The following is a 25567-nucleotide window of genomic DNA, read 5'->3' as shown; positions in this document are numbered from 1 at the left end:
CCGCGGCCGCCGAAGATCGACGTGCCGCCGAGAACCACCGCGGTGATGACATCGAGCTCGAGCCCGGTGCCCATGTCGGAGCGCGTCGTCGAGACGCGCGAGACGAAGATGACGCCGGCGAGCCCGGCGACGAGGCCGGAGGCGGTGTAGATCAGGAGCTTGGTGCGATCGACGCTGATGCCCGAGAAGCGCGCGCCGGTCTCGTTGGCGCCGGCCGCATAGGTGGCGCGGCCGAACGTGGTGAGCCCGAGGATGACGCCGGCGACGATGACGAGGGCGCCGAGGATCCAGAGCTGCGTCGGCACGCCCCAGACGTCGCCCTGGCCGAGAACGAAGAACCAGTCGGGATAGCCGCGCACCGAGCGGGCCTGGCTGATGCCTTCGGCAAGGCCGCGATAGAGCGCGAGCGTTGCCAGCGTCGCGATCAGCGGCGGCACCTTGAAGCGGGTGATGATCACGCCGTTGACGAGGCCGCCGATGCCGGCGGCGACGACGGCGAGCACCATGGCGACCGGGAGCGGCATGCCGAGATTGTGCCAGAACACGCCGAGCAGGATCGCCGTCAGGCCGAGGATCGAGCCGACCGAGAGATCGATGCCGCCGGTGACGATGACGAAGGTCATCGCCAGCGCCACCAGCCCGACCTCGGCCATCAGCCGGCCCTGGTTCAGGAGGTTGGCCGTGGTGAAGAAGCGGTCGGACTGGCTTGCGAGCGCGAAGAGCACGATGACGAGCAGGATCGCGAGGATCGTTTCGTGCCGGAGCAGGGAGCGAAGGGTTGCGGTCATCGTATCGTCACCGGAGCCGGCGTCGACGCGCCATGTCGGCGAGCACGGTGATCAGGATCAGCAGACCCTGCACGGCGCGCAGCCAATAGGCGGAGACGTTGAGGAAGATGAGCGAGGAGGCGATGGCGGCGAACAGGATGGCCGCCAGGGTGGAGCCGATCACCGTGCCGGTGCCGCCGAGGATCGACACGCCGCCGACGACGGAGGCGGTGATCACCGTCAGCTCCAGGTTCGGCGGCACGGTCGACTGGATCACCTGCAGCTGCGTGGCAAACAGCACCGCCGCGATGCCGGCGAAGGCGCCGTGGATGGCGAAGACGATCACCGTCGAACGCTCGACCTGGATGCCGGCGACGCGCGCCGCCTCGACATTGCCGCCGATGGCGTAGATCGTCCGGCCGAAGCCGGAATAGCGCATCCAGAACGCCACCAGCGCCGTCAGGATCACCATGAACCAGACCGGCGAGGGGACGCCGAGCAGGCGGAACTGCGAGATCAGGTAGCCTTCCGGCAGGTTGGTGATCCAGGCGCCGGCCGTGACGCTGATCAGGCCGCCCTTCAGGATCGACAGCATGCCGAGCGTCACCACGATCGAGGGGATGCGGAGATAGGCGACCAGCGCGCCGACACCGGCATTGACGGCGATGCCGATGACGACCGGCGTCAGCCAGGCGAGCCAGATCGGATAGCCGTTCACCGCTAGCGTGCCCGAGATCGTCGCCAGCACGCCGATCAGCGAGCCGACCGCGACGTCGATATGGCCGGAGATGATCACCAGCGACATGCCGATCGCCGCGACGGCGATATAAGCGTTGCCGGCGAAGATGTTGGTGATGTTGTTGGCGCCGAAGAAGCGCGGATTGGTGATGCCGACGACGATGAACAGCACGATGATGGCGCCGAGCAGGATGAACTCCTGGCCATAGGCGGCAATCCGCTTCATCGGGTGCATCGCCGGCGCGGTGCGGGCGACGGTGGGAGCAGACATCGACATCACGCCACCTCCGCCAGGTCCTGGGTCTGCATCATGGCGGCGCCGACGCTGTCGGGCGTCGCCTGCGCGCGGTCGAATTCGGCGACGATGCGGCCATTGTTCATGACGAGGACGCGGTCGCTCATGCCGAGCACTTCCGGCAGCTCGCTCGAGATCATCAGCACCGCCAGGCCCTGGCCGGCGAGCCGGCTCATCAGGGCGTGGATCTCCGCCTTGGCGCCGACGTCGATGCCGCGCGTCGGCTCGTCCATGATCAGCACGCGCGGCTCGGTCGCGACCCATTTCGCCAGCACGACCTTCTGCTGGTTCCCGCCGGAGAGCTGCTTGACGCGCTGCTCCGGTCCGCGGGCGCGGATGCCGAAACGCTTGATCAGTTCGCGCGCCAGGCTCGATTCCCGGGCACGGTTGACGATCGTTGCCGTCGAGATGCGGTCGAGCAGGGCGAGCGACAGGTTCTCGCGGATCGTCTGCGACTTGATCAGGCCCTGCAGGCCGCGGTCTTCCGGCACATAGGCGATGCCGAGGTCGCGGGCCTGTTTCGGGCTGGTGATGGCGATGGGCTTGCCGTCGAGCAGGATCTCGCCGGAGGTGGCCGGCGTGATGCCGAAGATGGTGAGCGCCAGCTCGGTGCGGCCCGAGCCGATCAGCCCGGCGATGCCGACGATCTCGCCGGCGCGCAGGGTGAACGAGGCGTTCTCGACCTCGTCGCGATAGCCGACCTGGCGCAGTTCCAGCACCGGCGCGCCGATCTCGGCGTCGACCTTGGGGAAGAGCTGGTCGACGGGCCGGCCGACCATCATCGAGACCAGCTCGGCCTCGGTGATGTCGCCGATGTCGTGCGTGCCGACATAGGCGCCGTCGCGCAGCACGGTGACGCGGGTGGCGAGCGCGAAGATTTCGGGCATGCGGTGCGAGACATAGACGATGGCGACGCCTCGGTCGCGCAGGCGGCGGACGACGTCCATCAGCCGGCGTGCATCGGCGTCGGCGAGCGCCGCCGTCGGCTCGTCCATGATCAGCACGCGGGCGTCCTGCGACAGCGCCTTGGCGATCTCGACGCGCTGGCGGTTGGCGACCGAGAGGCTGCCGACGCGGGCGTCGACGTCGAGGTCATGGCTGTCGAGGTCGTCGAGCAGGCGGCGCGCCTCGTTGCGCATCTTCGTCCAGTCGAGCGCGTTCATCGTGGTGCGCGGCGCGTGGCCGAGGAAGATGTTTTCCGCCACGGAGAGCTCGGGGAAGAGCAGGAGTTCCTGGTAGACGGTGGCGATGCCGGCGGCGCGGGCCTCGCGCGGCGAGGCGAAGCGGACCTTCTCGCCATTGACGCGGATGTCGCCGCTATCGGGGGCATGGACGCCTGCCATGACCTTGATCAGCGTCGACTTGCCGGCGCCGTTCTCTCCCATGAGCGCATGCACTTCGCCCGGTCGGACGTCGAAGGAGACGTTCTTCAGCGCGTGCACGCCGGCGAACGACTTCGAGACCCCGTCGAGTGCGAGGATCGGCTGCATAACTTGGCGTTTCCCTTGAACGTCCGGCTTGTGCCGGTTTTTGTTGTTGGCCGGGATTGGCAAGGTATCGGTCGGTCAGCTCTCCGGCGGGACCTCCACGACGTCGACGATGACGCCGGCATCCCGAAGCATGTCGCAGGCTTCCTGCGGGGCGGACGTGTCGGTGATGACCCGGTCGAGCTGGGTCAGCGGGCAGAGGATCAGGCTGCCGCGCGGCTGGAACTTCGAGCCGTCGACGAGCGCGATCACCTGTTCGGCCTGCTTCAGCATTTTCTGCTCGGCCTTGATCAGGACGGGATCGCCCTCGATCAGGCCCTGGCGGCGGATGGCGTGGGCGCCGAGGAAATATTTGCCGGCGTAGAAATGCTCGATCACCGTGTCGCTGGTGTAGGGGCTGACGACCATGCGCTGCTCGCGATGGACGTCGCCGCCCGGCAGCACGACCTGGCAGTCGCCATTGGCGATCAGGTAGAGCGCGAGATCGAGCGAATTGGTCAGGACGCGCAGCTTGCGGTCGGCGAGGTAGGGGCCGAGGCAATAGGTGGTGGTGCCGCCATTGACGATGATCGATTCCCCGTCCTCGACGAGGTTTGCGGCGGCCCGCGCGATCGCCCGCTTGGCGGCGAGGTTCTGCAGCCGGGTTTCCTCGAAGGCCGGCGTCATCAGGCTGCCGATGCCGTTCTCGCCATGCAGCCGCTCGGCGCCGCCGCGCACCTTGCGCAGCTGGCCGATGTCGTTCAGCGCGGTGATGTCGCGTCGGATCGTCGCCTCGGAGGCGCCCGTCAGGCTGACCAGTTGCGCCACCGTGACGACGGGGCGCTCGGCCACCTCGCCGAGGATGATCCTGTGACGCTCGATTTCGTGCATGCGACCCTCCGACTGGCCGGGATTTTCCAAGCTTTCCGATGATTGTCAATCAGAAACGATCATCATCGATAATGATGCGGCGCAAAATGATCAATATCGATCATATCGCAGTGCGATATCGCTCTGATCTGACTGCTTTTGATTGACAAGCGCCGGCTCGGCTGACAGATCATGGGCCGCAATTGCGTGGTCCTCGGCTCGAATGGCCGAGCGACGTCCCCCGTGGATGGTTCGCCGATCCGAATGCGCTCGCGCCATGCGAAGCGGCGACCGATCAAGAGCAACTCCGATCATGACCTCTTCCGCTTCGCACCTCCTCGACAATCGCTGGGACGACGCCAAGGCAGCCGGCCTGAGCGAATCCGAGCTGCTGCTCTATCGTTCGAACCTGCTCGGTTCCGACAAGCGCATCACCAATTTCGGCGGCGGCAACACCTCGGCCAAGGTCGTCGAGAAGGACCCGCTCTCCGGCCAGGACGTCACCGTGCTCTGGGTCAAGGGTTCGGGCGGCGACGTCGGCTCGATGAAGCTCGACGGCTTCTCGACCCTCTACCAGGACAAGCTCGAAGCGCTGAAGGGCATCTATCGCGGCCTCGAGCACGAAGACGAGATGGTCGGCTACCTGCCGCATTGCACCTTCAACCTGAACCCGCGCGCCGCCTCGATCGACACGCCGCTGCACGCCTACGTGCCCTACAAGCATGTCGACCACATGCATCCCGACGCGATCATCGCCATCGCGGCGTCCGAGAATTCGAAGGAACTGACCAAGCAGATCTATGGCGACACCATCGGCTGGCTGCCGTGGAAGCGCCCGGGCTTCGAGCTCGGCCTGTGGCTGTCGAAGTTCGCCAACGAGAACCCCAACGCCAAGGGCGTGGTGCTCGAGAGCCATGGCCTGTTCACCTGGGCCGACACCGCCAAGGACGCCTATGAACTGACGCTCGAGATCATCAACAAGGCGATCGCCTGGTTCGCCAAGGAGACCGAGGGCAAGGCGATCTTCGGCGGCGCCGTCGCGCAGTCGCTCGATGCCGACAAGCGCCGCGCCGTCGCAGCCGCCCTGATGCCGCAGATCCGCGGCCGCATCGGCAAGACGGAATCGAAGATCGGTCATTTCGACGACCAGCCGGCCGTGCTCGAATTCGTCAATTCCGCTCAGCTTCGCTCACTGGCGGCGCTCGGCACGTCCTGCCCCGATCATTTCCTGCGCACCAAGATCCGTCCGCTGGTCGTCGACTACGACCCGGCCAAGGACAATCTCGATGAGGTGCTCGCCGGCCTCGACGGCGCGCTCGACGCCTACCGCGCCGACTACGCCGCCTATTATGAGCGCTGCAAGCATGCCAACAGCCCGGCCATGCGCGATCCCAACGCCGTCGTCTACCTGGTGCCCGGCGTCGGCATGATCACCTTTGCCCGCGACAAGGCGACCGCCCGCATCGCCGGCGAGTTCTACGTCAACGCCATCAACGTGATGCGCGGCGCCTCGACGGTCTCGACCTATGTCGGCCTGAAGGAGCAGGAAGCCTTCGACATCGAGTACTGGCTGCTCGAGGAAGCCAAGCTGCAGCGCATGCCGAAGGCGAAGTCGCTCGCCGGCCGCATCGCCTTCATCACCGGCGGCGCCGGCGGCATCGGCTCGGCCACCGCCGTCCGCTACCTGCAGGAAGGCGCGGTCGTCATGATCGCCGACATCGACCAGGCGGCACTCGATTCGACCGTCGCCGGCCTCGGCGCCAAGTACGGCAAGGACAATATCCGCGGCGTCATCGCCAACGTCACCAGCGAAGGCGCGGTCGACAAGGCGTTCCACGACACGCTGATCGAATTTGGCGGCATCGACATCCTCGTCTCCAACGCCGGCATCTCCTCCGCCGCGCCGTTCGAGGAGACGACGCTGGAGACCTGGGACAAGAACATCGCGATCCTCGCGACCGGCTATTTCCTCGTCTCGCGCGCCGCCTATCGGATCATGAAGACGCAGAAGCTCGGCGGCTCGATCGTCTTCATCGCCTCGAAGAATGGCCTCGCGGCGTCGGCCGGCGCCTCGGCCTATTGCACCGCCAAGGCGGCCGAGATCCATCTCGCCCGCTGCCTGGCGCTGGAAGGCGCGCCGTTCGGCATCCGCGTCAACACTATCAATCCGGACGCAGTGCTGCGCGGCTCGAAGATCTGGCAGGGCGAGTGGCGCCAGCAGCGCGCCGAGTCGAACAAGATCGGCGAGGACGATCTCGAGGAGTTCTACCGCAACCGCTCGCTCCTGAAGCGCAGCGTGTTCCCGGAGGACATCGCCGAGGCCGCCTACTTCCTCGCCGCCGACCTGTCGAACAAGTCGACCGGCAACATCATCAACGTGGATGCCGGCAACGTCATCTCGTTCACCAGGTAAGCACCTGATCTCGCCGCCATCCCGGGCTTGACCCGGGATCCATCCAGCCTGAGGCATTCGGGCTGGATGGATCCCCGCCTTCGCGGGGGCGACGGAGAGGACTGGAACACGACCTGTCCGCTGGGCCGGTCGTTTCGCCGAAAACACAAGGCTCGGGGAGGACCCGCCACATGACCGATCTTCCGATCTCTTCCGATCTTCTCGCCGAAAAGAACAAGGCCGAGGACGCGGCGCTCGCCAATGACTATTCCTCGCTCGGCGAGCAGCTCGACCGTCGCGGCATCGACATCGACGTCGTCACCCGCAAGGTCGCGGCCTTTACCGTCGCCGTGCCATCCTGGGGCGTCGGCACCGGCGGCACGCGCTTCGCCCGCTTCGCCGGCCCCGGCGAGCCGCGCGGCATCTTCGAGAAGCTCGACGATTGCGCCGTCATCAACCAGCTGACCCGCGCCACGCCGAACGTTTCGCTGCACAATCCGTGGGACCAGGCGGATCCGAAGGCGCTGAAGGCGCATGCCGACGCGCTCGGCCTCGGCTTCGACGCGATGAACTCGAACACCTTCTCGGACGCCAAGGACCAGAAGCTCTCCTACAAGTTCGGCTCGCTGTCGCATACCGATCCGGCCGTGCGCCAGCAGGCGATCGAGCACAACATCGAGACGATCGAGATCGGCAAGGCGCTCGGCTCCAAGGCGCTGACGGTATGGATCGGCGACGGCTCCAACTTCCCCGGTCAGTCGAACTTCACCGGCGCGTTCGAGCGCTATCTCGGCGCGATGAAGTCGGTCTATGCGGCTCTGCCGGACGACTGGCGCGTCTTCACCGAGCACAAGCTCTATGAGCCGGCCTTCTATTCGACGGTCGTGCAGGACTGGGGCACCAACTACATGATCGCCCAGGAGCTGGGTCCGAAGGCGTTCTGCCTCGTCGACCTCGGCCATCACGCGCCGAACGTCAACATCGAGATGATCGTCGCGCGGCTGATCCAGTTCGAGAAGCTGGCCGGCTTCCACTTCAACGATTCGAAGTATGGCGACGACGATCTCGACGCCGGCGCGATCAACCCGTTCCAGCTCTTCCTCGTCTTCAACGAGCTGGTCGACGCCGAACATCGGAAGGCCCGGGGCTTCAGCCCTGCCTATATGATCGACCAGTCGCACAATGTGACGGATCCGATCGAGAGCCTGATGACCAGCGCCATCGAGATCCTGCGCGCCTATGCGCAAGCGCTGCTGGTCGACCGCGCCGCGCTTGCCGGCTACCAGGACGGCAATGACGTGCTGATGGCGAACCAGACGCTGAAGCGGGCCTTCACCACCGATGTCGGGCCGATCCTCGCCAAGGCGCGGCTGGCCAAGGGCGGCGCCATCGATCCCGTCGGCGTCTACCGCGCGGCCGGATACCGGGCCAAGGTGACGGCGGAGCGTCCGTCGAGCGGTGGCAACTCCAGCGGCATCGTGTGACTTTTATACTTCTATTGACAACAGAATAAGAAGAGGCAGGACCGATTCGACTTGCCTCTTCTCTGTGCCCTTCAGAACAGCTAGCTTGACTTCGAGCCTGACTGACCCTTCAAGGGGTACGGGTGCATGGCCATGATCTCGGCCGCTGGCGATTCCTCGCGAATGCCGGTTGTCGGGATCGAGCGCCGATGTGGGGGAACCGGCCGGTCCGTTCTTCGGACGGTCTCCCTCGGGGGTTCTCAATGGACAGGAGAGATTGATGAAGAAGGCTTCTACGCTCGTTATGCTCGTTGCCCTCGGCGCTGTGGCTGCTGGCTGCACGACCGGCTCGCGCGCCGGTGACGGCGCGGTCGTCGGTGGCCTCGCCGGTGCGGCGATCGGTGGTCTCGCCGGCGGCAGCGTCGGCGCTGCGGCGATCGGCGCCGGCGTCGGTGCGGTCACGGGCGCGATCATCGCTGACGCTTCCGGTCGCTGCTACTGGAAGGACCGCTACGGCCGTCGTCACTACACGTCTTGCCGCTAAGCGCGCTTCTGCGGTTCACCCGGAAGCGCGGGCCCCTGCGGCCCTGATCTTGCCGGGGCTTCTGCCTATAGTGCGAGAAACGGCCGGAACCCAGGTTCCGGCCGTTTTCTTTTGGGCGCGTCAGACGTGCCCCGCGATCTCCGCGTCATGAGCCCGGGCCTTCGTCCCCTGGACGTTCTCCCCGACCGTTCTCTTGGAACTCATCGCCAGCCTCCCACATTACATCTCCGCATGGTGCAAGCAGGACGTGCCGCCCAGGGCTCTTCGTCAGGGCCGCGTCCGGAGGAGGTCGAAATGCGGAAATCTTCCCTCGTGATCGTCTTTGCGCTGTCCGGCGCCATCCTGGCCGGCTGCACGACCGGATCCCGGCAGGGAGACGCCGCCGTCGTCGGCGGCCTGGCGGGCGCGGCGATCGGCGGCGCGGCCACCGGCCGGGCCGGTGGCGCGCTGATCGGCGCGGGTGTCGGCGCCGTTACCGGCGCGATCATCGCGGACGCCACGACGGGTCGCTGCTACTGGCGCGACCAGTATGGCCGCCGTCACTACGTCGCCTGCCGCTGACCGGCTTGGGCCGGCTCAGTCGACCGACAGGAAGCGGGTCGGATGGACGTTGAGCAGATTGTCGTTCCAGCCCGAGAGCGTCGGCGACACCAGCGATAGCGAGACGTAGCCGAGCAGGGGAATGATCGGCGCGTCGGTGGCGAGAAGCGCCGCCGCCGCGTCGAGTTCCTGCTTGCGCCGTCCGGCGTCCATGTCGGTCGCGGCCTGGTCGAGCAGCTTGTCGTAGTCGCGGTTGTTGTAGCGCGCATAGTTGAAGCGGACATTGTCACTGCGCAGCACGGTCAGCAGGTCGATCGGATCCGCCTCGTCGGCAATCCAGCCCGTTCGCGCCACGTCAAAGTCGCCGCCATCGCGCAGACGTGCGAAATGCGCCTGGTTCGGTTCGGTGACGATCGTCGCCTCGACGCCGATCTCCTTCCACTGGTCGGCGATCACGCGCGCCGTCTCCTCATGGCCGAGTCCCGTGCCGACGCGGATCGCGAGCCGCAACGGCTTCCGCCCGGCGGCATCCGCCTCCGCCTCGTTCTTCTTGTCCGCTTCGGGAGCGACCTTGGCAGCGGGAGTGGCCGGAGCTTCCGGCGCGGCGGGCTCTGCCTCGTCCTTGCCGGCCTCCATGGCATCCTTAGCCGGCGTATCGTTCGCCGGGGCTGCGTCGCCGGGCTTGGTGACGCTCGGCTTGGCCGTGATCGAATAGGTCACGTCGTGGTTTGCCGCGTCGCTGGCGCTGGCGTCCTTCGGGTCCGCATCCGCCGTGGCGGCATCGCTGCCGCCGGCATCCTTGGCGGTCGTGTTCTTGGAGGCCGTATCCCTGGAGGCCGTCTCCTGGGCAGTCGTGTCCTTGGCGCTCGAATCCCCGGCGGCGGCGTCCTTCGCCGCGCCGTCCGGCGATGCGGCCTTGTCGTTGCCGGCGGTCTCTGCGCCAGCCGCCGTGTCGGGCGCCTTGGCGGCGGCCGGCGCGGGCGTTGCCGGCTGGACGGCGGCGACTTCCTTGAAGCCGGCCGCTTCGAGCAGCTTGCGCGCCTCGGCGCGGCGTGTCTCGATCGATGCGGGCGTCGCGGCCGGCAGGCCGGAGAGGGCGGGCGGCACCAGCGTTTCGGCCGGCACCATGCCGCCGGACCAGACCGCGCGGGCGAGCGCCTCGCGGTCGATCGCGAGCGACAAAGCGCGGCGGACCTCGACCTTGTCGAACGGCTGCTTCGCCGTGTTGATGGCGAAATAGTACGTGCCGGGATAAGGCGCGAAATGCAGCGCCGGGCCGAACTCGTCCTTCAGGCTCGGCAGATTTTCCGTCGGCACGTCCGGGCACGAGAGAACGGCCTTGGCGCGATAGGCGTCGACGCAACCGGCGACGTCCTCGAACGCCTTGTAGACGACGCTGTCGATCGGAATCGTCTTGGCGTCGCGGAAACGCGGGTTCTTGACGAGGATATAGCCATCCTTCTTGTCGATGGCGGCGAGGCGATAGGCGCCGTTCGAGACGATCTTGCCGGTCGTGCCGAAATCGGCGCCGAGCTTCTTGATCGAGGCAACGTTGACGGGGAGGGCGACGGGAAGGGCGAGGCGGCCGAGGAAGGTCGGCACCGGCCGTTCCAGCGTGATTTCCAGCGTCGCGGCATCCGGCGCGGCGACGCCGAGCGTGTCCGGCTTGGCGGTTCCCTGCTGGATCGCGGCGGCGCCCTTGATGACGAGCAGCGGGCCGGCCTCGGTCGCGCCGGTCGCCGGCGTGAACAGTCGACGGAACGATGCCACGAAATCGGCCGCCTTGACCACGTCGCCGTTCGACCAGCGGGCGCCGTCGCGCAGCTTGAACGTGTAGACGAGGCCGTCGGGGGAGATGCTCCAGCTCTCGGCCGCGCCAGGGCCCGTCTTGCCGTCGGCGTCGGGCGAAACCAGGCCCTCGAACAGGTCGTACAGGATCGGCGTCTCGTTGAAGGTCGCGGCCTTCTGCGGATCGAGCGTCTCCGGGGCCTTCACCAGCCCGCGCGGATAGATCACGTCGGCGCTGGCGGGAAGCGCGGCCGTTGCCGCAAGCATCGCGCCGGCGATCCAGGCGAATCGCATGTTCATCTCTCCGTATCGGTCCCGACCCGGGGCGCGATAATCGTCAGAATTCAGGCGATCTCAAGCCGTTGTCGCGCTTTTCCGACATCATCCCATCACAATCGCCGGTGCGCCGATCGCCGCCTGCAACGCCTTTGGACTGACGGCGAAGACGGCGTGCGGCGTTCCCGCCGCCGCCCAGACGCTGGCATGGTCGAGCAGGTCGCGGTCGAAGAAGCTCGCCAGCGGCGTGGCGTGGGCGAAGGGCGGGATGCCGCCGATGGCGAAGCCGGTCGCGCCGCGCACGAAGGCGGCGTCTGGTCGCTCGATTGCCTCGCCGATCGCCTCGGCCACCTTCGTCTCGTTGACGCGGTTGGCGCCGGAGACGAGGAGCAGGATCGGCGCACCGCTCGCGACGCCGCGGAAGACCAGCGACTTGACGATCGCGCCGACGACGCATCCACAGGCGGCCGCCGCCTCCTCGGCGGTGCGCGCCGACACGTCCATCACGCGCAGGCCGATGTCGAGGCCTAGCGTTTCTGCGGCGTCGCGTACGCGCGCGACCGGGGCGGGGATCTCGGTCATCGGCTGGGCTCCCGGGGCTTGGACCGGCCGGCCGATCGAAGGGATGCGGCGGCGGGTCGGATTTGCTAGGGTGACGAGGAGACCGTCGCATCCATCCGGAGTCAACGATGAACGACGCCAGCGGCAGGCAGGGTTCGCCGTCCAACGTCCGCCATCTCGCCGATGCGATCCGGAAGGTTCGGCTGGCGGAGGCGGAGCGTGCCGACGTGGTGGCGGAACTGCGCGATACCGAGCGGGCCAGGCTCGAGATGCTTGCCGACGAGCTCCGCGGCGTCTTCGCGGAAGTGCCGGAGGACGACGACCAGTTCATCGCCCAGATCGATAGTGGCAGCCAGCCGCGCTTCTGGATCGACATGACGTCCTTCGTCGCCATGGCGCGCGACCGGCGCAGCTATCGCTTCGTCAAGGATACGCGGCTTGGCCGCACCGTCATCCTCGAGACCGCCGATCTCGACGCCATGGCCGATTGCGTCATGCACTATGTCGCCGAGCGCATCATCGAGCGCGACCGGGCGCTGGAGGGCGACTGGCTGCTGCGCCGCGCCGCGCAGCAGGACGCGCCGCCGCGCCGCGAGCGCCGGTCGCTGTCGAGGCCGGCCGTGGAAGAGACGTCGGCGCGCGCACCCTCGACCGCGCATGGCGGCTGGATCGCCGCGGCCTTTCTCGCCGGCATCCTGGTCGGCGTCGTCGCGCTGCTCGCCTATGCCTGGGTGCATGTCGGCGGCTGAAGCCGGACCGACGCCTGCTTTCCTGTCCTGACGACGGCCATGGCGGCTACATCTGCGTGGGGCGATCGCGGTGGCCTGCACGCAAGCGCTTTCCCCGGCGCGCCTTTCCCAACTATAAGATTAGCTTGATGAATCGATGAAGCCACCGGTTGCGGCTCGGCGCGGCCGCGGAGGATGGTGATAAAGCCAATGCATTATAAGCCTGCCGATTGGCTCGTGCGCCTGACGCGGCTCAATCCGAAGACGGCGTGGCCCTGGCGGCATTCGGTCCGTCTGGCCATCGCCGTCACGCTGCCGATGCTCGTCGGCCTGCTGACCGGCGAGGTCGAGGCTGCGATCATGGTGTCGATCGGCGCGCTGCTGAATTCGGTCAAGGTGCAGTCCGATCCCTATCGCACCCGCTTCCGCAACTTCCTGATCATTGTGCCGATCGCCATGTCGGGCTTCATGCTGGGGGCGCTGGTGGCGGGGCACGGCCTGCTGACACTGGCGCTGCTGGTTCTCGTCGCCATCCTTTCCGGGCTGATCAGCGGCTATGGCGCCGTCTATTCGACCGGGGCCATGCAGATGCTGATGCTCGCCGTGATCGCAGCGGCGGGCGACCATGCCCCGAGCTCCATCTGGATCCCGGCGCTGCTTTTCGCAGGCGGCGCCGGCTTCGCCGCTCTGCTTCTCGCGATCGAGGCGCTGTTCGACCGGCACCTGCCCGAACGGACGGCGCTGGCGCATCTGCTGCATGCGCTGGCGCATCTCGCGCGCGCCGCCGCCGAGCCGCCCGAGGACAAGGCCGGCCATGCGCTCGCGACCCCGTTCGAGCAGCAGCGCCGCCATGTCACCGATGCGATGATGAAAGCCTATTCCGGCCTGCTCGAAGCGCGTCTGCGCAGCGAGGGCAGCACGCCGGCCAGTGACGGCCGTGCGGCCATCCTCTCCACAACGGGCATGCTGTTCTCCGCTCTGATGGCGGGCGGCCATGCGCCGGACGAACTCGCCGCCGCCGGCCATCGCCTCGATGGCATCGCGACCGCGGTCGCCCGGGGCAGGGGGCGTCCATCCGGCGCCACCGCCGGAGGCGAGGGGCTTGCCGGCATTCTCGATCATCTCGTCGACGAGATCTGGCCGGATGCGGAAGTCTCCGCTCCGAGGGCCGTTCCGGGGAAGATGATCCGCAAGGCAAGCCCCGCTTCGGCCCGGCCCGGCTGGCATGCGCGGCTCGCCCAGGTCGGCCGCCTCGCGCCGGGGCGTGACGTGATCATCACGGCTCTGCGGCTGGCGCTCTGCCTCGCCATCGCCTTCGCGGCGCAGATCTGGCTCGGCGGCGTGCGATCCTACTGGATCCCGCTCTGCGTCGTGATCGTGCTGAAGCCGGATTTCGGCTCGGTGTTCGTTCGCGCCGTTCAGCGCTCGATCGGCACGATCCTGGGCGTCGCCATTGGCGTCGTCGTGCTGACTTTCGTGCCGAAGGGGTTCTGGCTGCTCGCCTGCATGGCGGGGCTCTGCCTGGTCGTGCCGGCCGCCGGGCTGCGCGGCTATGCGATGCAGTGCACTTTCCTGACGCCGCTGGTGCTGATCCTGATCGACATGACGGCGCCCGGAACCGCCGATTTCGGCCCGCAGCGCCTCGTCGACACGCTGATCGGCTCGGCCATCGTGCTGGTCTTCGGCTACCTGATCTGGCCGCGCGATCCCGCGGCGCAGATCCAGCGCGCCTTCGCCGGCGCGATGGCGGCTGCGGAAGCGTTCTTCCATGCCGCTTCGACGCCGCCGCCGGCCGATCCGGCCGGGGTGCCGTCGGCGCGCTCGACGGATCTGGCGGCGATGACCACTGCCTATCGCAGCCTGTCGAATGTGCGGACCACCCTGCAGCGCGCCATCGCCGAGCCGCCGCCGGCGAGCCGGGAGGCGGCGGCGTGGTTCCCGGCCGTGGTCGAGGCGGAGCGCCTCTGCGATCGCATCACGCGGCTCGCCGAGCGCAATCTCGCCGGCACTGTGACGCTGGATCCAGCCGCCGTCGAACAGCGGCTCGCCGCTTTCGAGGCGCTGCGCGCGTCGGTCGGCCGTCCCGCGAGGCAGCCCGGCGATCCGATACCCGCGAGCGCCGATGGCGATCCGGCCTTGCGGGAGGTCGATTTCGAGCTGGCGCGGCTGTCACAGCTGATGCAGCCGGCGACGTAGCGGCGCTGCGCCTCTAGACCGCGCCGACGGTGGCCGGCTCGGCCGTCGCCGCCGTCCGGCTGCCGATCAGGCCCGCTGCATCGAGCAGCGTCATCGGCGTCAGCGTGGCGGCGGCGATGTGCGAGATGAAGGGCGCATATTCGGCCCGCAGCGCCACGTAGCTGCGGAAGCTTTCGGCCTTGTCGCCGACCGGCAGGCCCGCCTCGGCCAGGATGGCATGGAGGCTGTCGAAGCGCTCGCTTTCCTGGTGCTTCGCTGCCGAGGGCCGGGACGGCTCGCCGGTGTCGAGCGCCGCCGCGATCAGTCGCATCGTCTTCGCGCCCTCGCGGCGGCAGATCCGCGCCTCGTCGGGCGCGTTCTTGCCGAGACAGGCGACGACGGCTGTCGCCGCGTCGAGGACGCTGGCGGCCGAGGCGATCCAGCTCGTGCCGCGATAGATCGACGGCACATAGGAGAGGATCGGCGACAGCGTGTGGGTCTCGCGCATGCCGCGGAACCAGTCTTCCCAGTCTTCCCAGCCCTTGCTGATGTCGATGTCGCCCTTGGCCGTCGTCAGCCAGTCGAGATAGCGGTCGCCGGTCGCCTCGTCGTCGGTGCGGGCATAGAGCCATCCGACCTGGCGCTCGCGCGTTTGAACGGCCGCCTGATAGCCCGGCACGAATGTGAACAGCAGCATCACGACGGCGAGGCCGATCGCAGCCTGGAAGACGGCGAGATATTCGCCGGCCAGCGTCGACGGCGTGAGGTAGCCGAGCGTGCTCAGAGCCGAGCCGCTGGCGCTCAGCGCCCGCCAGAGGTCGGGCTCGATGCGCAAGCCCCAGAGAATGCCGGTGAAGGCGATCTGCACCAGCAGAAACCAGGTCACCACCGCGAGCAGCACGAAGATCGGCATGATCCAGGCCTGCCGGCGCTGGATGTCGGCATAGTCGGCGCTTGGATGGATGAAGCGCTGGACGATGGCGACGGCGCCGCGTCGCGCCGTTCGCTCGATGGCGTCATGCGCCTTCGAGTTCAGCAGGGCGACGACCACGATGGAGCGGAAATAGAGGACGAGGAGCAGGACTCCCGCCAGGCAGGCGAGGATGTGAAGGGCGATCATGATCGTCTCGAAGCGTGCGGGATCAGGGCGTGCGCTTTTCGGGGCTGGAGGTCAGCTCTTCTTCTTGAAGAGCCCGCCCTGGATCGGCGCGTGCGGATGCGGCTGCAGGTCGGCCTTCGGCAGCAGGAACAGCCAGGTGACGAACACGAACGGCGCGGTGAAGGTCGGAATGCCGATCGGCGCGATGCCTGCGTCCATGGCGCCCTGCACGATCACCGTGAAGATCGTCCCGAGCAGGGCGAAGCCGAGTACGCGCGCGGAGGGCGCGTAGAACACGCAACCGAGCGCCACGGCGGTCAGCACCGGGCTGAAGCCATAGAGGCCGGCCGTGATCGAGGCGAGGCTCGCGCCGAGCGCCAGTGAGACGGCCAGCGCCACCGCCGCGCCGAGTGCGGCGAGCAGGGCCGCCCAGGGCGACGAGACGAGCAGGCCGATCAGCACCAGCACGCCGCTGACCGGATTGTTGATGAGGAAGACCTGAGCCGGCCCCTTGAGCCAGGCGAGGAACAGCTCGGTGGCGTTGACGGCCGTCTCCGCGCCGCTGACGGCATGCGGCAGCGCCGGCGGCCCCATCGAGGCGATCGGAACCTGGCCGAACGAATAGGCGCCGAGCACCAGGAACCAGGTCGTCAGTACGAAGGGGAAGGTGAGGGCGGGAGTTTCCCAGGTCTTCATCACCTTGGAGACGGCGAGCATGACGACGGTCGAGACGGCGGCGCCGACGACGAGCAGGAACCACATCGTCGCGCCATCGGCGAGGAAGGTGGGAACCGCCGCGCCGACCAGCACGCCGTTGAAGCCGAACAGGCCCTGTTCGAGCGAGGCCTTGTCGGCGTCGAGCAGGATGGCGGTGACGGTGGCGATCACCAGCGCGATGACGGCGCCGATGGCGATGTCGATCTGGCCGCCGGCGATGGCGCCCCACACGATGGCGGCGAGGAAGAACAGGCCCGTCAGCGGGTTGTTCTGGAAGATGACCTGACCGGCGCCGCGCAGGTTGATGTCGAGGAAGCCGAGAACCGGGTTCTTCCCGGCGACGTCGGTCCAGCTGGAAAGGGCGTTCGACATTTCATTCCCCCATCATGTCGATGCGGCGCTGCCGCCAGGTCGTTTCAGGCCTCCGGGCGTCGCCTCACGCCCAGAGGAAGTTTTCGGGAACCTTGCGGTCCACGGCGATCTGCCGGGCCTCGGACCAGAATTCGCGGATCTTCGCCATGACCGGCGCCGATTCCATGCCGAGCACCTTGAAGATCAGACCGGCATCATGCGGCAGGCGGCTGGCGCCATAGGCGAGCTCGTTCTCGCTGTCGAAGGCCGGCTGGGTGCGCTCGAACAGCGCATCGGCCTTGTCCTTCGGCGTCAGCACGATGACGTTGCCGAAGACGTGGAACCCGCCCATCATGCCCATCCGCGTCACGTCATGGACGCCGGGCTCCAGCACGAATTTCTCCGTGAACAGGCTCTCGCCGTCCGGCCGCGCGCCCTCGACGGTCGAGGAGAAGAGCTTGTACTGGAAGATCTCGCCGTCCCGGTAGTATTTCCGGCCCGGCATCATGATCTCCGAATAGACCAGCGTCGCCGTCGGATCGATCAGGATCCGCGTCGACTGGATGAAGCGCGAGTTCTTTGCCGGAATGACCGGGCGCGGGATATATTCCAGATAGGAACCGGCCGCGAGGGTCAGAAGCTGCGTCTGGCTGGCATAGTTCGCGTCCATCTCGTGGATGCGCGTCGCCGACTGGGTGGTGACATGGGCCTGCGCATCGGCGGCCATGTCGATCTCGATGACGTTGCGGTCTCCCTGCAGGATGCCGCCGGCATTGGAGATGACGGAGACGCAGGGCAGCTCCGGCATCTCCTCGTCCCAGTAGAGCGCCTGCTGGACGATCAGCGGCGCACGGCGATACAGCGTGCGAAGCACCGTCCGGTGCGGACCCGGTTCGAAACCGAGCCGCAGGAAGGCGTTCTTGCCGAAGGAGCCGCTCGGCAGCTGAGGGGGCTCGTCCTGGTAAGCCCCCAGTTCCCGGGCGCCGCTGAACATTACGCGCCTGCTTTTTCGGTGGTTTCGAACAGCAGGTTCTGGCGGATCAGGTCGGTCAGTTCCTCGATGCCTTCGTTCGTCTTGCAGTTGGTGAACACGAAGGGCTTCTTGCCGCGCATCATACGGGAATCATCGTCCATGACCTTGAGGCTCGCGCCGACATAGGGGGCAAGATCGGTCTTGTTGATGACGAGGATGTCGGAATGGCTGACGCCGGGGCCGTTCTTGCGCGGGATCTTGTCGCCGGCGGCGACGTCGATCACGTAGATGAAGAAGTCGACCAGCGCCGGGCTGAAGGTCAGCGTCAGGTTGTCGCCGCCGCTCTCGATCAGCACGAGGTCGGAATCCGGGAACTTCGCTTCCATCTCCTCGACGGCGGCGAGGTTCATGCTGGGGTCTTCACGCACGGCCGTGTGCGGGCAGCCGCCCGTCTCGACGCCGATGATGCGCTCCTCGAGCAGGATGCCGCGCAGCGTGCGCTGCACATGCTTGGCGTCTTCGGTGGTGACGACATCGTTGGTGATGACGAGGATGCGATAGCCGAGCTTCACCAGCACGGGCGTGATCGCCTCGATGATGGCGGTCTTGCCGGAGCCGACGGGACCGCCAATGCCGATGCGGGGGATCTTTTTCATAGTGCTATCCAGCTACCTTGTTAATTCATGAACATCCGGACATGGCCCTTCACGTGCACCGCCGCGAGGATGTCGATGATCGGCGAGAAGCTCGCCATCTCGTCGACGCTCGCATCGGCAACCCGTTCATAGGCCGGGCCCACCTGGGCCGTGACGTCCAGCAGGATCTTCTGGGTGTCGACGAACGAGATCCGCATCAGGCGGAGCGCGGCGCTCAGCACGCCGTTGCCGACGCCATACTGATGCACGCCGAACGAGTCGCGGCGATTGGCGCCGAGCGTCGCCAGCGTGATCGCGAGGCTGACCGGATGGGTTCCCGGCGTCTCGCCGCGCTTGATCCGCTGGAACCAGTCGCCAGGGAGCGGTGCCTCGATCATTCCCGCCGAGAGTTCGCAGAGCTTCTTGCCCATGCGAACCGTCATCAAGCGCGTTTCCTCGTTCAGCTTGCGCTCATGGACCAGCCGGTCGATGCGCAGCAGTTCGTCGACATCGCCGGCCTCGACCGCCCGATGCGCGCAGAGCACCGCGACGCCGTCGCCGGTCGCGGCCTGCCACATCGACGTCTCGGTATAGGCCCGCAGCGTCGCCGGGCCGTCGACGATGCCCTGCTGAATGGCGGTTTCCAGTCCGTTCGAGAACGAGAAACCGCCGACCGGCAGGGCGGAGTCGGCGAACTGAAGCAGATAGAGCAGCTCCGGCAGGGATCGCTCGGAATCCGCCTCAGTGGTCATGGGCATGGGCGTGGCCATGGGAATGTCCATGGTCGTGTCCGTGGCCGTGCGCATCCTTCGAGGCATGGTGATGCGAATGCGGCGTGTCGCTCGCGCCGCCGAACAGGCGACGCGATTCATGCGGCGCCAGGTAGGGGATCACCTCCGAGCCGGGCATGAACTCGTGACGGACGCCGGGGAGGGCGTGCGTCTTCATGACCGAGTTCATCACCTTCTTGTCGACGGTGAGCGGCACATAGACCTTGGTGCCCTTGACGACGGCTGGCCAGTGCTGGTTGCCGAGCGCGTGGCCGAGCTCGAACAGCGTCTGCACCATGTTCGGGATGGTCTCGCCAACGACGTCGTCGAGGGTGATGATCATCACCTCGCGCAGCGTGATGCGCGCCACGATGGCGGCGCGCTTCGCCTCGTCCCAGACCAGGATGTCGCCGTCATGCAGGTGCGAGTTGCGGTCGAGCGAAAGGGCGAGCTCGACATCCTGCTGCGTCGCCTTGCGGAGACGGCTCTTCTGCGCTTCCCACTGGTCCAGTTCGAGCCAGTCGACCGCGGCTCCCTCCAGGGTCTTCGCCCATTCCGGATCCTGGATGTTACCGAGCGTGCTTTCGATAAGTATCATGCGTGCCTCTGCTGCGCGGAAACGCAGGTGATCAACTGAAGAAATAGAGCTGGTTGAGCGAAATGCTCGTCGGCGGGTCGACCGTGACGTGCTTGCCGTCGATCGTCACCGCGAAGGTCTCGGGATTGACGTCGATGTTGGGCAGGTAGTCGTTGCGGACCATGTGCTGCTTGCCGAGGATGCGCGTGCCGGAGACCGGGCTGATGTTGCGCTGCAGGCCGAGCTTCTCGCCGATCTTGTCGTCATAGGCGGCGCGCGAGACGAAGGTGATCGAGCTCTTCTGCATGGCCGAACCGAAGGCGCCGAACATCGGGCGGTAGTACATGGGCTGCGGCGTCGGCAGCGAGGCGTTTGGGTCGCCCATATTGGCCCAGGCGACGAAGCCGCCCTTCAGCACCATCTTCGGCTTGGCGCCGAAGAAGGCCGGCTCCCACAGCACCAGGTCGGCGAACTTGCCGGGCGCGACCGAGCCGATCTCATGGGCGAGGCCGGAGGTCAGGCAGGGGTTGATCGTGACCTTGGCGATGTAGCGCAGCACGCGGAAATTGTCGTTGCCCGGCGCGTCTTCCTCGAGCTGGCCGCGCGCCTTCTTCATCGCGTCCGCCGTCTGCAGGGCGCGCAGGAAGTTCTCGCCGATGCGGCCCATGGCCTGCGAGTCCGAGCCGATCATCGAGATCGCGCCGAGGTCGTGCAGCACGCTTTCGGCGACGATCGTTTCCGAACGCACGCGGCTTTCGGCGAAGGCGACGTCGGAGGGGATCTTCGGGTTCAGGTTGTGGCAAACCATGATCATGTCGAAGAGCTCGGCGACCGAGTTCTTGCCGCATGGCAGGGTCGGGTTAGTCGAGCTCGGCAGGACGTTGCCCTGGCCGACCACCTTCAGAAGGTCCGGCGCGTGACCGCCGCCGGCGCCCTCGCTGTGGAAGGTGTGGATGGTGCGGCCGTCGAAGGCGGCGATCGTGTCCTCGACATAGCCGGATTCGTTCAGCGTGTCGGTATGGACGGCGACCGAGACGTCATAGTCGTCGGCGACGGAGAGGCAGGCGCGGATCGCCGACGGCGTGGCGCCGTAGTCCTCGTGCACCTTGAAGCCGGCGGCGCCGCCATGCAGCTGCTCGATCATCGGGCCCTTGCCCGTCGAGTTGCCCTTGCCGAGCAGGCCGATATTGATCGGCAGCCCCTCGACGGCGCGCAGCATCATCTCGAGGTTCCACGGACCATTGGTGGTCGTGACGCCGTTGCTGCCGTCGACCGGGCCGATGCCTCCGCCCCAGACGGTGGTGATGCCGTTCGAGAGCGCGGCATAGACCTGCTGCGGCGAGATGTAATGGACGTGGGTGTCCATGCCGCCGGCGGTCAGGATCAGGTGCTCGCCGGAGATCGCGTCGGTCGAGGCGCCGGTGACGAGGCCCGGCGTGACGCCGTCCATGGTCGACGGGTTGCCGGCCTTGCCGAGGCCGACGATGCGGCCATTGCGGATGCCGACATCGGCCTTGACGACGCCGAGCGTCGGCTCGAGCACGGTGACGTTGGTGATGACGAGGTCGAGGCAGCCGGCCTCCTGGGTCAGCTGGTTTTCCGAACCCATGCCGTCGCGCAGCGTCTTGCCGCCGCCATATTGCAGTTCGTCGCCATAGACGGCGCGCAGGTCCTTCTCGATCTCGACATAGAGGTCTGTGTTGCCGAGGCGGATCTTGTCGCCGACGGTGGGACCATAGAGATCGGCATATTGCTGGCGGGACATCTGGGTCATGACGCCGTACCTTCAAAAACGGAATGGGAGGGGCGCGGGGTCCGAGGAACCGGATCCGGGCGGCGCGGGATCACTTCGCGGGCTTGGCCTTCAGGACCTTCGACTTGAAGCCGAGTTCCTCTGCCTTGGCGACCGAGTGGGCCTTGTTGGGGCGGTAGTCGGGCGTCGGGCCGTCGCCGGTCCAGCCATCGACCAGGTTGTTGAAGCCGTAGACGAAGCGCTTGCCGCCATAAGGGACGAGGGTCACTTCCTTCTCGTCGCCGGGCTCGAAGCGCACGGCCGTGTTGGCCGGGATGTCGAGGCGCTGGCCGAAGGCGGCGGCGCGGTCGAATTCGAGGTAGCGGTTCACCTCGAAGAAGTGGAAATGCGAGCCGATCTGCACCGGGCGGTCGCCGGTGTTGCGCACCGTCAGCGTCGTGCGCGGACGGCCCGGGTTGATCTCGATGAAGCCGGGCGCCACCACATAGCCGCCGGGCGGCGTCGGGGCCGGGGTCGACGCCGCTTTGGCGGTGTCGGCGGGCTTCGCAGTCGGGTTCTTGGCCAAGGCAGCCTCCTGGAGTTTCGCGCGCGCTGGCGGGCTGTTCAGACGATCGGGCTATGCAGGCTGACGAGGCGGCTGCCGTCGGTGAACACGGCTTCGACCTGGATGAGCGGCAGCATGGCCGGCACTTCGTCCATCACGTCCGCCGCGGTCAGGACATGGCGGGCGCCGTCCATGACTTCCTCGACGGATTTGCCTTCGCGCGCGCCCTCGAGCACATAGGCGCAGAGCACGGCGACGGTCTCGGGATGGTTGAGCTTCAGGCCCTTGGCTTTGCGCTTGAGCGCGACGTCCGCCATCATGTGGATGGTAAGCTTATCGAACTCTCGCGGCGTCAGATGCATCGTCGTCTCCGAATGTTTTGTCGCTAATCTTCACTGATCGACATCGGCCCATGCCTAGGCATAGCGGTGCTTCAGCCCATGCCAGTCGAGGGGGACCGAGCGGTTTCGTACAAGACGCGTCACGAAACCGCCGTCCAAGCTGTCAATATCAGTGGCCGCCCTGACGGCTATTGCCCTGCGCTCACAGCCAATACAGCGTATTGTCGAGCACCATCATGCGAAAATACGATGACGGCAAGCAATCCCTAGGCTGAGTTCCCCACAACATTGCCTGGTTCATAACTAACGGAGGGTCCTTGTCTCGACAAGACCCGCCTGTGTTTAAAGCCTAGCGCCCGGCCCGGTCGGGGATCAACCGACCAGTCGATCAGTTGCCAACCGGTAGTTGCCCTGATATATTACTTATTCGTTCGGAATTTGAAATAAATGATCCGGAAGCGCGCGGCCGTCATGTATTTGACTGAGGGAAATTCGTGTATTGCTTCTGCTTGAGCTGACATCGAAGGCTGTCGCCGAGATATGCGAGGCTGGCGACAAGCAAGAGTTGCAAGTCGCCATCTATTCCGCCGTGCGCGCGCTCGGCTTCGACAGCTTCAACCTTGGCTGCGAGAAGACCGCCCAGCGCGATTTCATGACAGATCCGACGCTGACCAACTGGTCCTATGATGATCTCGTCGCCTATGAGCGCGGCGGATGGTCGGACAAGGATCCCCTGCTCGATTATGCGGCGACCGGAACGGGCCCTCTGCTTTGGCAGCGGACCATCTGGGACCATGGTCGTCATCGCGACTATTACGAGTACATTAAATTTGCAGGGATCTACGGCGGCGTAACGATTCCGTTTCGCGGCGCCTCGGAAAAGCTGGGCGCGCTGACGCTGCTGTCCTTTGCCGACCGCGAGCACGACAAGGACGTTCTGCACGCGGCGTCGATCATCGGCATGGTCGGCACGGCGCGCGCCGCCGCGATCGGCCTGCAGACCGGGCAGGCGGGTGGAGGCAGCGCCAAGTTTCGCTCGCTGTCCTCCCTGCAGCGCGAGATCCTGAAATGGGTCGCGAACGGCAAGTCGAACACAGAGATCGCGCTGATCGTCGGCCAGTCCAAGCGCTCGGTCGATTACCACGTGATCGAGATCCTGAAGAAGCTCGAGGTCGGTTCGCGCGCCCAGGCCGCGGCGATCTACGCGGCGCTCTGAGCGCGCCGCCGGAGTCGGATCCCGCATGATCCCGGCAGGGAATGTGGACGGTGATCCACCCTTCATACGCGCGCATCGGTCGTTCGCTATTCGCGTATGGCCGTTGGCCCTCCAACATCGCGCCCGCTGCCGGCGCGCAGCTGTCGAGAATGAATCCCATGTTGCACTGGCTGGTCGATACGCTGCGGTCCCAACCGGCGATCGCGATCTTCGTATGCCTCTCTATCGGCGCCTATGTCGGCCGCCTGTCGATCAAGGGCGTCGGCCTTGGCGCCGTGACGGGGACGCTGCTGACGGCGCTGCTCGTCGGGCAGCTCGACATCAGCGTCTCCAGCGACGTGCGCGCGATCTTTTTCCTGCTCTTCCTGTTCGCCATCGGTTACGGCGTCGGCCCGCAATTCGTGCAGGGCATCGCCAAGAACGGCCTGCCGCAGGCGCTGTTCTCGGTGATCGTCTGCGTGCTGTGCCTCGGCGCCGCGTGGGTGGCCGGGCGGATCGCCGGCTACGACGTCGGTTCGACTGCCGGCCTGTTCGCCGGCGCCGCCACCATCTCGTCGGCACTCGCGCTCTCGGTTGACGCGATCGAGCAGCTAGGGCTTTCCGCCGGTGAGACGAAGCAACTGGTCAATGCCGTGCCGACCGCTTTCGCGATGACCTATATCTTCGGCACCATCGGCGCGACCATGATCGTCTGCGTCGTCGGGCCCAAGCTGCTCGGCATCGACCTGGTGGCAGCCTGCCGCGCCTATGAGCGCAAGATGGGCGGGCATGGCAAGGCAGGCGGCGCCCGGGCCTGGCACCAGCATATCGCGCGCGCCTATCGCGTTGGCGCCGGTTCGGATTGGGTCGGCAAGACCGCCGCGGCGGCCGAATCGGCGAGCGCTCCGGCGCAATTGTTCATCGAGCGCGTCCGTCGCGACGGCCAGATCGTCGACGCCACCGCCGACATGATGCTGCTGGTGGGCGATGTCGTCGCCGTCGCCGGCGACCGCGGCATCATCATGCAGCTCGCCGGACCCGAGCTCATCGAGATCGAGGACGCGGAGCTGCTCAACGTGCCGGTCGAGGGCACGGAAGTCCTGATCACAAACCGCAAGGTCGATGGCAAGACGCTGGCCGAGCTGGCCGGCCTCCCCAGCACGCGCGGCATCTTCCTGCGCCGCATCCGCCGCGGCGCAACTGGCGTGGACATCCCGGTCCTTCCCGCTACCACCATCCATCGCGGCGACGTCCTCACCGTCATCGGCCGGCCGCAGGACATCTCGGCCTCGCTCGCGGCGTTCGGCCGGGCCGACCGCGCAACAGAGGAGACGGACGTTGCGCTCGTCGCGGCGGCGATCGTCGTGGGCGCCCTGATCGGCTCGCTGATCTGGCGGGTCGGCTCGGTGCCGATCACGCTGTCCTCCTCGGGCGGCGTGCTGCTCGCCGGCATCGGACTCGGCTGGCTGCGCTCGGTCCATCCGACCTTCGGCCGTATTCCGCCGGCCGCCAACTGGCTGATGAACACGCTCGGCCTCAACATGTTCATCGCGGTCGTCGGCCTGTCCTCCGGGCCGAGCTTCGTCGCCGGCGTGCAGCAACTCGGCTTCAGCCTGTTCCTGTGGGGCATGGTGGTGACGAGCGTGCCGCTCATCCTCGCGCTCTATATCGGCCGCTACGTCTTCCGCTTCGACGACGCGATCCTGCTCGGCTGCGTCGCAGGCGCGCGCGCCTCGACCGCCTCACTCGGCATGCTGACGGCGCGTGCCAGGAGCCAGACGCCGGCGCTCGGCTTCACGGTGAGCTGCGCCGTCTCCAACACGCTGCTGACGATCGGCGGCATCCTGATCGTGCTGCTGGCGCGATAGTTTCGAAGACCCTCACCCCAGCCCTCGCCCGCGAGCGGGAGAGGGGGCTCGCCTGCGTCCTTGGCAGATGTTGCGCCCCGTCGATGACGATCGCCGGCCGATACCCTCGCCCGCTGGCGGGAGAGGGCAGGGTGAGGGGCT

Annotated in this window: 23 protein-coding genes; 8 read left to right on the top strand and 15 right to left on the bottom strand. The window is 66.9% G+C overall.

The genetic code is table 11. The features are described from left to right. From WFK98_RS15015 to WFK98_RS15000, 4 genes are all read right to left on the bottom strand, one after another. Positions 1-788, bottom strand: a 788-nt coding sequence (locus tag WFK98_RS15015; protein WP_336800782.1) for an ABC transporter permease, incomplete at its 3' end; no start/stop codon positions are given. A 7-nt stretch (positions 789-795) separates the two neighbouring features. Further along, entirely contained in the window at positions 796-1776 is a 981-nt protein-coding gene (locus tag WFK98_RS15010; RefSeq protein WP_442907421.1) for an ABC transporter permease, read from the bottom strand. Between the two features lie 5 nt (positions 1777-1781). After that, positions 1782-3290, bottom strand: a complete 1509-nt coding sequence (locus WFK98_RS15005) for a sugar ABC transporter ATP-binding protein (protein ID WP_266340820.1) — start codon at positions 3288-3290, stop codon at positions 1782-1784. Between the two features lie 75 nt (positions 3291-3365). Continuing rightward, positions 3366-4157, bottom strand: coding sequence for a DeoR/GlpR family DNA-binding transcription regulator (locus WFK98_RS15000; protein ID WP_266340819.1), 792 nt, complete (start codon positions 4155-4157; stop codon positions 3366-3368). A gap of 292 nt (positions 4158-4449) precedes the next feature. Between WFK98_RS15000 and WFK98_RS14995 the strand changes: the two genes are divergently transcribed. From WFK98_RS14995 to WFK98_RS14980, 4 genes are all read left to right on the top strand, one after another. After that, on the top strand, positions 4450-6549 hold the full coding sequence (locus tag WFK98_RS14995; RefSeq protein WP_336800780.1) for a bifunctional rhamnulose-1-phosphate aldolase/short-chain dehydrogenase: 2100 nt from the start codon (positions 4450-4452) through the stop codon (positions 6547-6549). Positions 6550-6719: 170 nt separating this feature from the next. Continuing rightward, on the top strand, positions 6720-8012 hold the full coding sequence (rhaI, locus tag WFK98_RS14990) for an L-rhamnose catabolism isomerase (protein WP_336800779.1): 1293 nt from the start codon (positions 6720-6722) through the stop codon (positions 8010-8012). Between the two features lie 259 nt (positions 8013-8271). After that, entirely contained in the window at positions 8272-8535 is a 264-nt protein-coding gene (locus WFK98_RS14985) for a glycine zipper domain-containing protein (protein WP_266340816.1), read from the top strand. A gap of 294 nt (positions 8536-8829) precedes the next feature. After that, complete coding sequence (locus WFK98_RS14980; protein WP_266340815.1) at positions 8830-9096, top strand: glycine zipper domain-containing protein; 267 nt, start codon at positions 8830-8832, stop codon at positions 9094-9096. 15 nt (positions 9097-9111) lie between these two features. Here the strand turns inward: WFK98_RS14980 and WFK98_RS14975 are convergent, their stop codons facing one another. Together WFK98_RS14975 and WFK98_RS14970 are read right to left on the bottom strand one after the other, a co-directional pair. Continuing rightward, complete coding sequence (locus WFK98_RS14975; RefSeq protein WP_336800778.1) at positions 9112-11157, bottom strand: peptide ABC transporter substrate-binding protein; 2046 nt, start codon at positions 11155-11157, stop codon at positions 9112-9114. Between the two features lie 87 nt (positions 11158-11244). Further along, the gene (locus WFK98_RS14970) at positions 11245-11721 is read right to left on the bottom strand and encodes a YbaK/EbsC family protein (protein ID WP_336800777.1); all 477 of its coding nucleotides are present in this window, start codon (positions 11719-11721) and stop codon (positions 11245-11247) included. Positions 11722-11828: 107 nt separating this feature from the next. Here WFK98_RS14970 and WFK98_RS14965 point away from each other — a divergent pair, with 107 nt between their 5' ends. Beyond that, positions 11829-12449 carry a hypothetical protein gene (locus WFK98_RS14965; protein ID WP_266340812.1) on the top strand — a complete coding sequence of 207 codons (621 nt, stop codon included), beginning with the start codon at positions 11829-11831 and terminating at the stop codon, positions 12447-12449. 189 nt (positions 12450-12638) lie between these two features. Continuing rightward, complete coding sequence (locus WFK98_RS14960) at positions 12639-14624, top strand: FUSC family protein (RefSeq protein WP_336800776.1); 1986 nt, start codon at positions 12639-12641, stop codon at positions 14622-14624. A gap of 13 nt (positions 14625-14637) precedes the next feature. Here the strand turns inward: WFK98_RS14960 and WFK98_RS14955 are convergent, their stop codons facing one another. From WFK98_RS14955 to WFK98_RS14915, 9 genes are all read right to left on the bottom strand, one after another. After that, positions 14638-15723, bottom strand: coding sequence for a hypothetical protein (locus WFK98_RS14955; RefSeq protein WP_336800775.1), 1086 nt, complete (start codon positions 15721-15723; stop codon positions 14638-14640). 51 nt (positions 15724-15774) lie between these two features. After that, positions 15775-16791 carry an urea transporter gene (gene yut, locus WFK98_RS14950; protein ID WP_336800774.1) on the bottom strand — a complete coding sequence of 339 codons (1017 nt, stop codon included), beginning with the start codon at positions 16789-16791 and terminating at the stop codon, positions 15775-15777. Between the two features lie 64 nt (positions 16792-16855). Next, a complete protein-coding gene (locus tag WFK98_RS14945) occupies positions 16856-17764 on the bottom strand; it encodes an urease accessory protein UreD (protein WP_336800773.1) in 909 nt (302 codons plus the stop codon). Continuing rightward, positions 17764-18399 carry an urease accessory protein UreG gene (gene ureG, locus WFK98_RS14940; RefSeq protein WP_266329807.1) on the bottom strand — a complete coding sequence of 212 codons (636 nt, stop codon included), beginning with the start codon at positions 18397-18399 and terminating at the stop codon, positions 17764-17766. Before ureG ends, WFK98_RS14945 begins: the two co-directional genes overlap by 1 nt. A 20-nt stretch (positions 18400-18419) precedes the next feature. Then, a complete protein-coding gene (locus WFK98_RS14935; protein ID WP_336800772.1) occupies positions 18420-19148 on the bottom strand; it encodes an urease accessory protein UreF in 729 nt (242 codons plus the stop codon). Next, on the bottom strand, positions 19120-19746 hold the full coding sequence (gene ureE, locus WFK98_RS14930; protein WP_266340806.1) for an urease accessory protein UreE: 627 nt from the start codon (positions 19744-19746) through the stop codon (positions 19120-19122). Before ureE ends, WFK98_RS14935 begins: the two co-directional genes overlap by 29 nt. A gap of 31 nt (positions 19747-19777) precedes the next feature. After that, on the bottom strand, positions 19778-21499 hold the full coding sequence (locus WFK98_RS14925) for an urease subunit alpha (protein WP_266340805.1): 1722 nt from the start codon (positions 21497-21499) through the stop codon (positions 19778-19780). 70 nt (positions 21500-21569) lie between these two features. Then, positions 21570-22043, bottom strand: coding sequence for an urease subunit beta (locus tag WFK98_RS14920; protein ID WP_277614364.1), 474 nt, complete (start codon positions 22041-22043; stop codon positions 21570-21572). 38 nt (positions 22044-22081) lie between these two features. Then, positions 22082-22384 carry an urease subunit gamma gene (locus tag WFK98_RS14915; protein WP_266340804.1) on the bottom strand — a complete coding sequence of 101 codons (303 nt, stop codon included), beginning with the start codon at positions 22382-22384 and terminating at the stop codon, positions 22082-22084. Positions 22385-22928: 544 nt separating this feature from the next. Between WFK98_RS14915 and WFK98_RS14910 the strand changes: the two genes are divergently transcribed. Together WFK98_RS14910 and aspT are read left to right on the top strand one after the other, a co-directional pair. Further along, positions 22929-23579: a helix-turn-helix transcriptional regulator gene (locus tag WFK98_RS14910; protein WP_336800771.1), complete on the top strand. Its 651-nt coding sequence runs from the start codon at positions 22929-22931 to the stop codon at positions 23577-23579. Between the two features lie 158 nt (positions 23580-23737). Then, complete coding sequence (gene aspT / locus WFK98_RS14905; protein ID WP_336800770.1) at positions 23738-25426, top strand: aspartate-alanine antiporter; 1689 nt, start codon at positions 23738-23740, stop codon at positions 25424-25426. The last annotated feature ends 141 nt before the right edge of the window (positions 25427-25567 follow it).

Origin of the sequence: Kaistia sp. MMO-174, from assembly GCF_037147815.1 — a bacterium.
In the GTDB taxonomy this organism is placed as follows: domain Bacteria; phylum Pseudomonadota; class Alphaproteobacteria; order Rhizobiales; family Kaistiaceae; genus Kaistia; species Kaistia nematophila.
This window is presented reverse-complemented; position numbering and strand designations above follow the sequence as displayed.

Coding starts and splice junctions, on each gene's coding strand:
- WFK98_RS15010 (WP_442907421.1), bottom strand. CDS start 1,776: ATGTCTGCTCCCACCGTCGCCCGCACCGCGCCGGCGATGCACCCGATG.
- WFK98_RS15005 (WP_266340820.1), bottom strand. CDS start 3,290: ATGCAGCCGATCCTCGCACTCGACGGGGTCTCGAAGTCGTTCGCCGGC.
- WFK98_RS15000 (WP_266340819.1), bottom strand. CDS start 4,157: ATGCACGAAATCGAGCGTCACAGGATCATCCTCGGCGAGGTGGCCGAG.
- WFK98_RS14995 (WP_336800780.1), top strand. CDS start 4,450: ATGACCTCTTCCGCTTCGCACCTCCTCGACAATCGCTGGGACGACGCC.
- rhaI (WP_336800779.1), top strand. CDS start 6,720: ATGACCGATCTTCCGATCTCTTCCGATCTTCTCGCCGAAAAGAACAAG.
- WFK98_RS14985 (WP_266340816.1), top strand. CDS start 8,272: ATGAAGAAGGCTTCTACGCTCGTTATGCTCGTTGCCCTCGGCGCTGTG.
- WFK98_RS14980 (WP_266340815.1), top strand. CDS start 8,830: ATGCGGAAATCTTCCCTCGTGATCGTCTTTGCGCTGTCCGGCGCCATC.
- WFK98_RS14975 (WP_336800778.1), bottom strand. CDS start 11,157: ATGCGATTCGCCTGGATCGCCGGCGCGATGCTTGCGGCAACGGCCGCG.
- WFK98_RS14970 (WP_336800777.1), bottom strand. CDS start 11,721: ATGACCGAGATCCCCGCCCCGGTCGCGCGCGTACGCGACGCCGCAGAA.
- WFK98_RS14965 (WP_266340812.1), top strand. CDS start 11,829: ATGAACGACGCCAGCGGCAGGCAGGGTTCGCCGTCCAACGTCCGCCAT.
- WFK98_RS14960 (WP_336800776.1), top strand. CDS start 12,639: ATGCATTATAAGCCTGCCGATTGGCTCGTGCGCCTGACGCGGCTCAAT.
- WFK98_RS14955 (WP_336800775.1), bottom strand. CDS start 15,723: ATGATCGCCCTTCACATCCTCGCCTGCCTGGCGGGAGTCCTGCTCCTC.
- yut (WP_336800774.1), bottom strand. CDS start 16,791: ATGTCGAACGCCCTTTCCAGCTGGACCGACGTCGCCGGGAAGAACCCG.
- WFK98_RS14945 (WP_336800773.1), bottom strand. CDS start 17,764: ATGTTCAGCGGCGCCCGGGAACTGGGGGCTTACCAGGACGAGCCCCCT.
- ureG (WP_266329807.1), bottom strand. CDS start 18,399: ATGAAAAAGATCCCCCGCATCGGCATTGGCGGTCCCGTCGGCTCCGGC.
- WFK98_RS14935 (WP_336800772.1), bottom strand. CDS start 19,148: ATGGCCACGCCCATGCCCATGACCACTGAGGCGGATTCCGAGCGATCC.
- ureE (WP_266340806.1), bottom strand. CDS start 19,746: ATGATACTTATCGAAAGCACGCTCGGTAACATCCAGGATCCGGAATGG.
- WFK98_RS14925 (WP_266340805.1), bottom strand. CDS start 21,499: ATGACCCAGATGTCCCGCCAGCAATATGCCGATCTCTATGGTCCCACC.
- WFK98_RS14915 (WP_266340804.1), bottom strand. CDS start 22,384: ATGCATCTGACGCCGCGAGAGTTCGATAAGCTTACCATCCACATGATG.
- aspT (WP_336800770.1), top strand. CDS start 23,738: ATGTTGCACTGGCTGGTCGATACGCTGCGGTCCCAACCGGCGATCGCG.